Source organism: Onishia taeanensis, assembly GCF_013349955.1.
In the GTDB taxonomy this organism is placed as follows: domain Bacteria; phylum Pseudomonadota; class Gammaproteobacteria; order Pseudomonadales; family Halomonadaceae; genus Onishia; species Onishia taeanensis_B.
In genome coordinates this window covers 15,896-28,342 of the sequence record NZ_JABVXC010000004.1, presented here as the reverse complement: position 1 = coordinate 28,342, position 12,447 = coordinate 15,896, and the positions used below count along the sequence as shown (strand labels likewise).

Sequence of the window (12,447 nt, the reverse complement as noted above, 5' to 3'; positions counted from 1 at the left end):
ACTGCCGAATTGGCCGATGGGCCCGACAAACCCTTTGCCTTGGGAGTCCCCCAGTTGATGACAACATGCTCGATGCTGCCCTCCAGGCGCACCGCCCGACTCGCCAGGCTGCTGCCAGCCACCCTGATGGCAGCGACATTGGCGATCGCTCCCGCCTGGGCCCAGTCGGCCGACGATGAAGCACCGGCGCAAGCGCCTTCGGCGACAGAAGAAGCCCAAGCAGGCGCATCACCGCAAGCCTCGTCCGCCGAGGCCACAGGAGGCGATTCACCGAGTAGTGCCAAACAAGACGCCGCCTCTGACAGTGCCCCCAAGACGTCGGAGGCAGTCGTCGACGTTCCCTCTGTGGTGCAGGGGTCTCCTGAACCCATCGAGCCGCCGCCGACGCGCGAATTGCGCCTGGTGCTCGATTGGTACCCATCGCCTCAACACGCTGCTCTGTTGATCGCACAGGCGCATGGAGAGCTCAAGCGTCGCGGAGTGTCGCTAACCATCATCACCCCAGCTGATCCAAGCGTACCGGCGAAACTCGTGGCCGCCGGCCGTGCCGACCTGGCGGTGGGCCGCGAACCGCAACTGCATATGCTGATCGACAAGGGGCTACCGTTAGTGCGTGTCGCCACCCTGATCGATACGCCACTGTCTTCCCTGATTGTGCGTGAAGACAGTGACATCACCGATATCACTGACCTGGCGGGCAAGACCCTCGGCTATGCCTTTCAGGACAGCATTAACCCCACCCTTGCCACGATGCTGAATCATCACGGCATGACGCTGAACGACGTGACTGTCGAGAAGATCGACTTTGCCATGGTGCGCGCACTGGCCGAGAAGAGCGTGGACGCACTCATTGGCGCACCTCGCAACGTCATACCGGCACTGCTCGGCCAGGAAGGCCTTCCTACCCGCCGATTCCTCCCCGAGGAGCACGGCCTGCCGCTGCATGACGGCCTGGTACTGATCGCCAACCGGGACCACCTCAGTGCCAAGCGCGACGACATCGATCACTTGCTTGCCGCTCTCGAGGAAGCCACCAATTGGATGATCAATCACCCGGATCAAGCATGGCAGCTGCTCGTCAAACAGGAGCCAAGCCTTGATAGCGACGCCAATCAGCAGGCCTGGCAGGCCAGCCTTAGGCGCATGTCACCCAGCCCAGCCCAACTCAACGTCAGCCGCTATGCCACCTTTGAAACCTTCCTGAAGAAAAAGGCCTTCATTGACGAGGCGACGCCGATAAAGCGTCTCGCCGTGGATCCCAGCTCGTCTTAGGTATCATCCTTTATCATCAGGCAGCACCACATGACCAAGGTTTTTCTGGACCTGGAGACCACCGGGACGCGCACCACTCGGGATAGAATCACCGAGATCGCCGCCCTGAAAGTTGAAGACGGCAGGGTGGTAGAACGCTTCGTACAGCTGGTCAATCCGGGCCAACCGATTCCCGCCCAGATCCAGCGTCTGACCGGCATTTCGGATGCGATGGTGGCAGATGCCCCACGCTTTGCTGAGTTGGCCGATGCCTTGCACGACTTTCTTGGTGGTGCCGAGCTCGTCGCGCATAACATGCGCTTCGACTACGGCTTTCTACGCAACGAGTTTGCCCGCGCGGATATCTCGTTTCGCGCCCCCACACTGTGCACCCTCAAACTGTCCCGGCGCCTGGCACCCGAGCACCCACACCACAACCTGGATGCCTTGATCGAACGTCACGGTCTGACCGGCCATCAGCGCCACCGAGCCGAAGGCGATGCCGAAGCGTTGCTGGCACTTTGGCAGCACTGGCAGCAACGGGAAGACGGCGATCACTTCGCCTCGCTGATCGCCGCTCAGCGCCGCCTGCCGAGCCTGCCAAGCCAGCTCGACCCCGGCTTGCTGCAGGAGGTCCCTAAACGCCCTGGCGTCTATCTGTTCTATGGGCACAATCGTTTGCCGCTCTATATTGGCAAGAGCGTTAACCTGCGTGCCCGGGTGTTGTCACACTTCCATGATGACCTGAGTCAGGATCGCAAGATGCGTCTCACCCAGCAGATTCAGGATCTGGAGTGGCACGAGACGTCTGGCGACCTGGGCGCCCAGCTTCTCGAAGCACGGCTGATCAAGACCCAACTGCCCATCATGAATCGTCGCCTGCGTCGCCAAGGCAAGCTGATGGGCTGGCAATGGCCGCAAGACGAGCAAGCGCCTAGGCTGGTGTCGGCCGAGGACATCACGACGCACCCGAAGGTACCGTTGTACGGCCTATTTCGCGCCGCCAAAGAAGCACGGCAAGCACTCAAGCAAATCGCCGAACATCATGGCCTCTGCCCGCGCCTGCTGGGATTGGAAAAAGGCCGCGGGCGCTGCTTTGCAAGCCAACTGGGACGCTGCCGCGGCGCCTGCCACGGCGCAGAATCCAGAGACGTCCATGACGTTCGCGCTCGAGAGGCCCTGGAACGGCTGCGTGTGCAGCACTGGCCCTGGCCCGGTCGAGTCGCCATCGGCGAGAACATCGCTACCAATGCCGGGGACACGCTCGCTTGGCATCTGGTGGATCATTGGTGCTACCTGGGCAGCGTCGAGGCCCTGGATGACGCTTCGTTAGCAGCGCTCGACGACCAGCCGGTTGCCTTCGATATCGACACCTACAAGATCCTCAGCCGCGCCCTCGATAAACATAGGGACGGTGACGACGCCGATGCACCGCTGACGGTTCACCGGCTGGACAGCGACGATGCCCCCCAGACTCGAGAGGACTAATCGAGCGATTCGATAAACTCGCTCACGGATCGCTGGAAGGCCATGGGTTGCTCTGCATGCAACCAGTGACCGGCATCCAGGGTCGCAATCTGGGCTGACGGCAATACTTCTTTAACTGCCGGCACTAGGTCATCGGTCACGTAATTCGAACGTCCGCCGCGCAGCAGCAGACTCGGGCCTGCGAAGGCGCCCTGCCCGGCCGGCTCACCACGAATGTCTTCATACCCCGCCTCGATGTGATCGAGCCCGATCCGCCAGCGCATGCCGCCCGCCTCGTCACGCTCCAGGTTAGTCGCCAGAAACAGGCGAATCGCTTTTTCGTCGATATGCTCGGCCATCAAGGCGTCGACCTCGCGACGGTTGGCCGGCTCATTGGCTTCGACATAGCGCAATGCCTTGAAGATCTCATCGTGACCGTGGCCGTAGGTGACCGGGGCGATATCGGCGATGATCAGCGAGGCAACGCGCTCGGGCGCCAGCCGCGCCAGGCTCATGGCGACCTTGCCCCCCATCGAGTGCCCGAGCAGATGACAGCTTGTGATTTCCAAGCGATCCAGCGCCGCCAGCACATCATCGGCCATGGCCTGGTAGGCCATGCCTTCCAGGTGCGGCGATCGACCATGATTGCGCAGGTCCAGCGCCACCACCCGGTGGCGACGCTGCCATTGTTTGACGTGAGAACGCCAGTTATCGGCGCTGCCCAGCAGGCCGTGAATGACCACCAGCGGCGTGCCTTCTCCGCCGCTGTCGAGGGTATGCAGTTCCGCTGTCATGAGAGCTCCTCTATCGATGCGGGACGATAAACGTCAGTGAAAGCCCGTGAAAGACATAAACCCAGGCCGGTAACCGTCCCAGGCGTCACCTGGCCATTGCCGGGTCGCGATCGCACTGCCCCGTCCAGGCCACCAGACGGCGACTCAGCCAGCCAAGCAGCAGGCCGTATAGCGGCAGGAACAACAACAGGCTGATGCCGAGCTTGATGCTGTAATCGACCCAGGCAATTTCCGGCCAGTTGGCAGCCATGAAGGCATCCGGGCTTTCATGAAAGGCGATCGAGAAAAAGGCAAAGGTGTCCGCCAGATTGCCAAACAGCGTCGACACCGCCGGTGCGACCCACCAGGCACGCAGGCGCCGCAACCGGTCGAAGACCTGAATATCCATCAACTGGCCCAGCACATAGGCCATGAAACTCGCCAGGGCAATGCGCCCCACGAACAGGTTCCACTCCGTCAGAGCCCCGAATCCAGCAAAGCTGCCTTGCGGAAAGATCACCGACACGCCATAGGACACCAACAGCGCCGGCAGCATCACCCTGGCAATGATCATGCGTGCCGGCCCCTTGCCAAAGAGTCGCACCGTCAGATCAGTGGCAAGAAAAATGAACGGAAAACTGAACGCGCCCCACGTGGTGTGAAACCCAAACAGCGTGAAAGGCAGTTGAACGAGATAGTTGCTAGCGGCAATCACCGTAATATGAAACGCCACCAGAATGGCCATGCAGCGGCTGGCTTGGGCGGGGGTCAACGTGAACATCGGTCACCTTTTTGGAAAACGGAGGGGTGAGGGAACCCTCGAAACACAGGGCGCCACGGCATAAGCCGTGGCGCCCCTCGTGAAGATCATTATACCCGCTCACCCGCAGGGGTGAAACGCGCTTAGCGCGCCTGGGCAGGCTTGTTGCTCTTGGTCGTGGTCGAGGCATCGCGCTCGGGCCAGGCTTTGGGATCGACCTTGCCAGCAAGCTTGGGGAAGCGGCGCGGATCGAAGACCGGCTCCACGCCAGCGCGCATTTGGCGGTCATAATCCTTGAACAGCGCCACGGCCAACGGCGACAACAGCAGAATCGCCACCAGGTTGATCAGCGCCATCATACCCATCGACAGGTCGGCGAAGCCCCAGATGGCCTTCAGGCTACTCACCGAGCCGATCATCACCATGGCCAACACCGCCAGGCGGTAAATGAAAACCGCAGCACGTGCGCGGCGCGGACCGGCCAGATACTCGATATTGCTCTCACCATAGGAGTAGTTGGCAATCACCGAGGTAAAGGCGAACAGCAAAATGGCCACGGCGATGAACATGCCGCCCCAGTCGCCCACATGAGAAGACAGCGCCATCTGGGTGAGCTGAATGCCGTTAGGTGAATCACCGCTGTCCATCATCGGGCCAGAGATGATGATGATCGCCGCGGTCGCAGTGCAGATCACCAGGGTATCGAGGAAGACACCCAGCATCTGGATGAAGCCCTGGGCCGCCGGGTGGTTCGGTGTCGTACTAGCGGTCGCAGCGGCATTGGGCGCCGAGCCCATACCCGCCTCATTGGAGAACAGGCCGCGCTTGATACCCTGTATCATGGCCTGTGCCACGGCATAGCCCATGGCGCCGCCGGCCGCTTGCTCGATGCCGAAGGCACTGCGCAGGATGGTCATGATCGCACCCGGCAGCTCGGAGGCATTCATCGCCACCACCACCAGCGCCAGGGCGAGATACAGCACCGCCATCAGCGGCACGATCAGCTCGGCGACCTTGGCGATCGATTTCAGGCCACCGAAAATGATCGGCGTGACGACCACTAGCAGGGCCACGCCCACGATCCAGGTCGGCACTTCAAAGGCCTGCTCCATGGCAAGTGCAATGGAGTTGGCCTGCACACTGTTGAAGGCAAGGCCGAAGGCGATGATCAGACACACCGAGAAGACCGTAGCCAGCCAGCGGGAGCCGAGGCCACGCTCAATATAGTAGGCCGGACCACCGCGGAACGTCTGGTCGCCGTGATTGACTTTATAGGCCTGTGCCAGGGTCGACTCGACGAAACTGGTCGACATGCCGACGATGGCCGTCATCCACATCCAGAAGACAGCACCGGGACCACCGAAGTAGATCGCGACCGCCACACCGGCCAGGTTGCCGGTACCCACGCGAGCGGCCAGGCTGGTCGACAGGGCCTGGAAGGAAGAGATGCCCTCACCGCCTTCCCGAGAGCGCCTGAGCAGCTTGAACATGTGGCCGAAATAACGGAACTGAACCCCGCCCGTCATGATGGTGAACAGCAGACCGGCACCGATCAATAGATAGATCAGCACACTGCCCCAGATCAGGCCATTGCCGGCGCTGACCAGCTGGGTAAAGAAATCAGAGAATGAAACATCCATGGTAACGCTGGGCACCCTGTGTCATGTTGGTGCCCGCCATTCTTCATAGAATGGATTCATGCGCAAGTATCTCCATGAAAGGAGGTTTCCTGTCACCCATCTACCAGGCTTTCACTCATCCGCCCTATTTTTTTCTGCGGCAACCTTCGTGTCTTTCTCCTACCCCGCCACTCGGGCATAATCCGCGCCCCAGTGCCCTGCGGCATCACTCTTTCCTATAAAAAATCGCGCCCTGCGCCCGACACGATATCAATCATCATGGAACTGACCTCACACGCCACCTCGTATCTGTCCTTGCTGGCACCACTGGTCGCCATCGGCATGGCAGTGATCACCCGTCGCGTACTGCTTTCGCTGACGATGGGCAGCCTGGTCGGCGCCCTGCTGCTCAATGACTTCCAGCCGCTAGCGACCCTTGAAAGCCTGGCCAGACGACTGGTCGGCGTGTTCTGGACGCTGCCCGAGAGCGGTGCCGCTGACCTGGGCACCGCCAACATCTGGAACCTTTCCATCCTTGCTTTCCTGCTGCTACTGGGCGCCATGGTGGCATTGGTTACCCTATCTGGCGGCACCAGAGCCTTTGGTGAATGGGCCCGTGAACACGTCAAGACTCGCCGCGGCGCTCAGGTCACCACGGTCGTGCTGGGAGCGGTCATTTTCATTGATGACTACTTCAATAGCCTGGCGGTGGGCAACATCAGCCGCCCGCTGACCGACCGCCAGGGTATCTCTCGCGCCAAGTTGGCCTACCTGATCGATTCCACTGCTGCGCCGGTGTGCGTGATCACCCCGATCTCCAGCTGGGGCGCTTACATCATCAGCCTGATCGGCGGTGTGCTCACCGCCCATGCGGTCACCGACATCACGGCACTGCAGGCCTTTGTGGAAATTTCGGCGCTGAATTTCTATGCCATCAGTGCCTTGGTGCTGGTGCTGCTCAGCGCCTGGCTGGATCTGGATATCGGTGCCATGCGCCGCCATGCCGACATGGCACGCCAAGGGCAGGTGTTCGACGCCTCTCGCGGCGAACCGCCCGGCAACCTGACCATCGAAGAGGCGCAAGGCGGCCGCACTCGCGACCTGCTGCTACCGATCCTGATTCTGGTGGCGGCCACCGTGGCGATGATCTTCTACACCGGGGCAGCGGCGCTCGATGCCGCTGGCCTCGCCTTCAGCCTGCTAGGCGCTTTCGAGCAGACCGACGTCGCCCGATCGCTGCTGGTCGGCGGCGCCGTGGCCCTGCTCGCCACCCTCGGTATGTTGTGGCCTCGCTCGACGGTGCGCCGTCACACGGGACAGGCCCTACTGCACGGCGTGCACAGCATGTTGCCGGCGGTGTACACCCTGGTACTCGCCTGGCTATTGACCGGCATCATCTCGGACCTGGGCACGGGGGCTTATCTGGCAAGCCTCGTCGAAGGAATTCTTGCCGCTCAATGGCTGCCGATGCTGTTATTCGCGCTGGCCGGTATCATGGCGTTCGCCACCGGCACCAGTTGGGGCACCTTCGGCATCATGCTGCCCATCGCTGGCGACATGGCCGCCGCCACGGACCTCGCCATGCTGCTACCAATGATGGGGGCGGTGCTGGCAGGCGCCGTTTTCGGCGATCACTGCTCGCCGATCTCCGACACCACCATCCTTTCCTCCACCGGCGCCGCCTGCCATCACATCGATCACGTACTCACCCAGCTACCCTATGCCGGCCTGGGCGCGCTATCCACCCTCGCCGGCTACCTGACGCTGGGCCTTGGCGGCACGAACCTCCTGGCGCTGAGCGTGACACTGGCCACCTTGACACTTGCCGTGGCCTGGCAACACCAGCGCCGTCTGAATCATCGACGGGATAAGGCGACGAGCTGATACGAACTCGTTGGATAGCTAAAGACTCCCCCGCCTACCGACATGGCATCAAAAAGGCCGCCCCCTGAAGGGCGGCCTCTTGCTTGGGCAATGCGTCTTACGCATGCTTGGCTATTCGCCTCACATGACGATCAGTCCTGGGGCTTGGCCTGAGCCGCCAGCCCTAGATCACGGTCACACATCAGGTCATGCACTTCCTGGAGGCTGGTGGGATCATCAATGGTGGAAGGAATCGAGAACTCCTTACCGTCGGCGATGGTGCGCAACAGCTTGCGCAGTATCTTGCCCGAACGGGTCTTGGGCAGGCGGTTGACCACCAGCACCTGCTTGAGACTGGCAATGGCGCCGATTCGCTCTCGCACTAGCGCGATCAACGCCTCCTCGAGAGCTGGCTCATCGCCGTCGAAACCGTCCTTGGGAATCACCAGGCCGACCGGCACCTGCCCCTTGAGGGCATCGTGAATGCCGATCACCGCGCACTCGGCCACCGCCGGATGACCACCGAGCACTTCTTCCATCTCGCCAGTGGAAAGCCGATGGCCCGCCACATTGATGACGTCATCGGTGCGCCCCATGATGAACAGATACCCATCCTCATCGAAGTGGCCACCATCACCGGTCAGGTAACAGCCCGGGAAGGCCGACATATAGGCATGCTGAAAGCGAGCCGGGTCGCCCCATATGCCCACCAAACAGCCCGGCGGCATCGGCTCACGAATGACTACGCTGCCCTCTTGCCCCGCCGCGACTGGCTCACCATCGCGCCCCAGCACCTGCACGTTGAAGCCGGGTACCGGGAAGGTCGCCGAGCCTGCCTTGCTAGGCATGGGCGCCAACCCCTGAAGGTTGGAGGCAATCGGCCAACCAGTCTCGGTCTGCCACCAGTGGTCGATGACGGGAATCTTCAACAGGTCATTCAGCCAATGGTACGTCGGCGGGTCGAGGCGCTCACCGGCAAGGAATAGCGATTTGAGGCAGGAGATATCGTATTTCTCGAGCCATTTAGCGTCCGGGTCCTCTTTCTTGATGGCACGAAAGGCCGTTGGCGCAGTGAAGAATGTCTTTACACCGTATTCGGCGATCACACGCCAGAAGGCACCGGCATCCGGGGTTCGCACCGGCTTGCCTTCATAAACCACGGTGGTACAGCCGCGCAGCAGCGGCGCATAAACGATGTAGGAGTGCCCCACCACCCAGCCAACGTCCGAGGCCGAAAAGAATACTTCGCCAGGCGCCATGTCGTAGATGACATCCATGGAATAATGAAGAGCAACGGCGTGGCCGCCATTATCGCGCACCACTCCCTTGGGTTTGCCGGTAGTGCCAGATGTGTAAAGTATATACAACGGATCGGTCGCTTTAACCGGCACGCAATCGGCTGGCTCAGCCCGAGCCACCAGTGACGCCCAGTCATGGTCCCGAGCCCCCAGCTCTGCAACGGTCTGATCTCGTTGCAGAATTACGCAACCTTCGGGCTGATAGCGGATTTGCGCCAGCGCTTCATCGAGCATTGGCTTGTAAGGGATGACCCGGTCGACCTCGATTCCGCAGGAGGCGGCGATGATGACCTTGGGCTCGGCATCGTCGATGCGCATGGCAAGCTCGTGCGGGGCGAAGCCGCCAAACACCACTGAATGAATGGCGCCCAACCGTGCGCAGGCATACATCGCGACCAGGGCTTCGGGGACCATAGGCATATAAATGACCACCCGATCCCCCTTGCCGACGCCTAACCCGGCTAGCGCGCCAGCAAATACCGCTACCTCATCGCGCAGCTCGCGATAGCTCAGGCGTCTACGCTGTCCGGTGACGGGAGAATCCCACAGCACAGCAGCCTGCTGTCCCCTGCCCTGCTCGACATGATAATCCAGAGCGGCATGACAGGTGTTCATCTCGCCATCGACAAACCAGCGCGCATGCCCATGCTCGTCATAGTCGAGAATCGTCTTGGGCGGCGTGATCCAGGGTATGCGGCGGGACTGCTCGGCCCAGAAAGACTCGGGGCGATCGATGGCATGACGATAGGTGTCGTGATAGCGGCTCATGGCAGCACCTTTAATGGAAATGAGCGTCCTGGGTATACACAGGAAGGCCCCCACAGGCGGCCTCTGTGCGAACCGATTGTTGACACTCTAGAGGTTTTGTCACGATTTTCTCTGCGACAATGGGCTAACCATCCACCTTTACACCAATATTGTTGACAACGATCAAGGTGTCGGTGGCTGACGCTGGTTATTGCCGCCCTGTTTTCAGGCGTTGATACTGCGTTGGCCTTAAGGGATTCATGCTTGCAGTGTTAATAAAACTTTACTAAACCCATATTGATGATTCGCTTAATGAAGCGACACAATCCGTCCGATTGCCCAGTAGGCAGCATCGTTATTGACCCACGAGCATCGTGATGAACGACACGCTTGGTGCCGTCCAACAGCCAGGGAAGGTGATCTTTCGGCATTTCTCTATCCTGCGTGTTCTGTATGTGCCGATGACGATCAGTCAGGCGCACGGACCGCAAAGCCAGGAGGTCACTTCATGAGCTCGCGCCAATCCGCCATTCAACTGCTCGAAGCCGGCGACACTGTCTTGAGCACGGCGACTTCGTTGCTCAAGGCCATGGCAAACGAAAACCGGCTGCGGATCCTCTGCCTGCTAGACGGGGCTGAGCTCTCTGTTTCCGAGCTCAACGTCCGCCTGAGCCTCAGCCAATCCGCGCTGTCTCAGCATCTGGCGATTCTTCGCCGTGAAGGCATGGTCTCCACTAGACGCGCATCACAGACCATCTACTACTCGCTGAAGGGCGACCAGGCGAGAGGCATCATCGAGGCGATCAGCCGGCTTTACCTGGGCAAGCCGGCCTGAAACACCTAGCGCGACTGCCATTGAAAGCACAACGCCGCGGGCCATGTGAACTGCCCCAATCACAGGAACGGTTCCCTCGCCTTGCTCTCAAGGCCAGAGGCCTGAACCCTGGTCGACTCAGGGCTCCTCGCTGGGCGAGACCCTCCCAAGCAATGCCTAGCCCAGACATCATGAGCCGGAGTCAACCGCTCGGGCCACCCCTAGCGCTTGAGCCATCGGCTTGCGTCAACAGCTTCCAGCAATCTTGTGACACCACGCTCAACGCCCGCCGAGAGGGACAACCCCAGACGCTCGGGAAGGCGCTTCTGCGCCTCGAGGCGCACCGAGAGCACCCGCGCGTCCTGCATACGAGTCAGCAGATACGCATCGCTGGTCATGACCTCATCTGCCAGCCCCTTGTCGACGGCTTCTCGGCCATACCATATCTCACCGGTCGCCAACTGCTCGATATCCATCGACGGACGCCGTTCGGCGATATGGCGTTTGAAAAGTTCATGGGTATGTTCGATATCGGCGAGAAACTTGTCGCGACCCTCTTCAGTGTTCTCGCCCAGCACCGTCAGCGTGCGCTTGTAGCGGCCAGCGGTCAGCACTTCGACATCGACATCGTGACGCTTGAGCAGACGATGCACATTGGGAACCTGCGCCACCACCCCAATCGAGCCCAGCACCGCGAAGGGAGCGACCTGCAACCGGTCTGCACAACAAGCCATCATGTAGCCGCCGCTGGCGGCCACCTTGTCGACGCATATCCGAGTCGAGACACCGGCTTCACGCAAACGATCCAACTGCGCGGCAGCAAGGCCATAGGCATGCACCAGTCCCCCTGCAGACTCTAGGCGCAGCACCACTTCATCGCCTTGTGCAACGACGTCCAGCAAGGCGGAGATTTCCTCGGCAAGGCGCGCTGTTCCCGTGGCTTTCAGGTCACCATGAAAGTCGAGTACCCAGACATTGCCGCGAGCGGATTCTTCACCGCCTTTCTTGCGCGAATGCTTATCGTCGCGACGAAAACCCTTGAGTAGCCGCTTGCGGGCCTGTGGCTCGGTCACCGCCAGTTTCAGGCGCCGTACCCGCTTGCGCTGACGAAGGTTGAGCTCCTCGATGCACAGCTGTGAGCCCGCATCTCCCTGGCCACGGCCTTTATTGATCAGAACCATGATGGCCGCCAGTATCGCCAGCAATGTCAGGACCTGGGCAAAAAACAGGGCGTAGTCCTGTATCCATTCGTTCACTGCAATCTCCTTGAATGCGCACATTATCAGTCAGTCGATTCCACCATTCAGCCGGCGCACAGGAAAGCTTTTCGTCCGGTTGACATATAAAGTCTTGATCAGAACGCTCGTTTTAAATAGCCTCAGTCACTATAGTGGCTGTCCGTGCCCATATCCGTTTTCGTCGCTGAACTCGTCACAGCTGAACTCGTCATAAATAGGATTCGTCATGACCGACAATGTACTCGAGAAACTCCAGACACGCTTCGACCCCCAGGCGGCACAGGGCATGGACGATGTATTCCAGTTCAATTTCAGCGACAAGGGTAACTACTACCTGGTGGTCAAGGATGGCAGCCTGGATATCCAGGAGGGCGAACACGAGGACCCGTCGGTAACGCTGAAGCTCTCCAGTGACACCTTGAAAGGCGTAATGAGTGGCGAAATCAGCGGCATGAGTGCCTTCATGAGCGGCCAGCTCAAAGCCACGGGCAACATTATGCTCGCCACGCGTCTGAATAGCCTGTTTCCCAGCCGGTAAGCCGGCCCGAAGCGTTGCCATCCGCCGCCGCGGGCCGATGGCACCCTGCCTGCCCCAGCAAATGCTTCTTGCAAATCCC

General features: G+C 60.5%; 11 protein-coding genes. 6 read left to right on the top strand and 5 right to left on the bottom strand.

Going from position 1 to position 12,447, the window contains the following annotated elements:
* Positions 1-57 precede the first annotated feature (57 nt).
* Both HUS66_RS06510 and HUS66_RS06505 read left to right on the top strand, forming a co-directional pair.
* Positions 58-1,272 carry an ABC transporter substrate-binding protein gene (locus HUS66_RS06510; RefSeq protein WP_175070156.1) on the top strand — a complete coding sequence of 405 codons (1,215 nt, stop codon included), beginning with the start codon at positions 58-60 and terminating at the stop codon, positions 1,270-1,272.
* A gap of 30 nt (positions 1,273-1,302) precedes the next feature.
* Positions 1,303-2,739, top strand: a complete 1,437-nt coding sequence (locus tag HUS66_RS06505) for a 3'-5' exonuclease family protein (RefSeq protein ID WP_175070155.1) — start codon at positions 1,303-1,305, stop codon at positions 2,737-2,739.
* On the opposite strand, the gene HUS66_RS06500 is transcribed toward HUS66_RS06505, so the two are convergent.
* From HUS66_RS06500 to HUS66_RS06490, 3 genes are all read right to left on the bottom strand, one after another.
* Positions 2,736-3,512, bottom strand: coding sequence for an alpha/beta fold hydrolase (locus HUS66_RS06500; protein ID WP_175070154.1), 777 nt, complete (start codon positions 3,510-3,512; stop codon positions 2,736-2,738). The genes HUS66_RS06505 and HUS66_RS06500 overlap by 4 nt on opposite strands.
* An 85-nt stretch (positions 3,513-3,597) precedes the next feature.
* On the bottom strand, positions 3,598-4,272 hold the full coding sequence (locus HUS66_RS06495; protein WP_175070153.1) for a 7-cyano-7-deazaguanine/7-aminomethyl-7-deazaguanine transporter: 675 nt from the start codon (positions 4,270-4,272) through the stop codon (positions 3,598-3,600).
* A gap of 122 nt (positions 4,273-4,394) precedes the next feature.
* Positions 4,395-5,891, bottom strand: coding sequence for an alanine/glycine:cation symporter family protein (locus HUS66_RS06490; protein WP_175070152.1), 1,497 nt, complete (start codon positions 5,889-5,891; stop codon positions 4,395-4,397).
* Positions 5,892-6,149: 258 nt separating this feature from the next.
* On the opposite strand from HUS66_RS06490, the gene HUS66_RS06485 reads away from it, so the two are divergent.
* Entirely contained in the window at positions 6,150-7,754 is a 1,605-nt protein-coding gene (locus tag HUS66_RS06485; protein WP_175070151.1) for a Na+/H+ antiporter NhaC family protein, read from the top strand.
* A gap of 131 nt (positions 7,755-7,885) precedes the next feature.
* Here the strand turns inward: HUS66_RS06485 and HUS66_RS06480 are convergent, their stop codons facing one another.
* Complete coding sequence (locus tag HUS66_RS06480) at positions 7,886-9,799, bottom strand: propionyl-CoA synthetase (RefSeq protein ID WP_175070150.1); 1,914 nt, start codon at positions 9,797-9,799, stop codon at positions 7,886-7,888.
* 356 nt (positions 9,800-10,155) lie between these two features.
* Here HUS66_RS06480 and HUS66_RS17940 point away from each other — a divergent pair, with 356 nt between their 5' ends.
* Both HUS66_RS17940 and HUS66_RS06475 read left to right on the top strand, forming a co-directional pair.
* The gene (locus HUS66_RS17940) at positions 10,156-10,290 is read left to right on the top strand and encodes a hypothetical protein (RefSeq protein WP_302675510.1); all 135 of its coding nucleotides are present in this window, start codon (positions 10,156-10,158) and stop codon (positions 10,288-10,290) included.
* The gene (locus HUS66_RS06475) at positions 10,287-10,613 is read left to right on the top strand and encodes an ArsR/SmtB family transcription factor (protein WP_175070149.1); all 327 of its coding nucleotides are present in this window, start codon (positions 10,287-10,289) and stop codon (positions 10,611-10,613) included. Before HUS66_RS17940 ends, HUS66_RS06475 begins: the two co-directional genes overlap by 4 nt.
* A 200-nt stretch (positions 10,614-10,813) precedes the next feature.
* Here HUS66_RS06475 and sohB read toward each other — a convergent pair whose 3' ends face one another.
* Positions 10,814-11,848, bottom strand: coding sequence for a protease SohB (gene sohB, locus HUS66_RS06470; RefSeq protein ID WP_175070148.1), 1,035 nt, complete (start codon positions 11,846-11,848; stop codon positions 10,814-10,816).
* A gap of 208 nt (positions 11,849-12,056) precedes the next feature.
* On the opposite strand from sohB, the gene HUS66_RS06465 reads away from it, so the two are divergent.
* Positions 12,057-12,368, top strand: a complete 312-nt coding sequence (locus HUS66_RS06465) for an SCP2 sterol-binding domain-containing protein (protein ID WP_175070147.1) — start codon at positions 12,057-12,059, stop codon at positions 12,366-12,368.
* Positions 12,369-12,447: the final 79 nt, after the last annotated feature.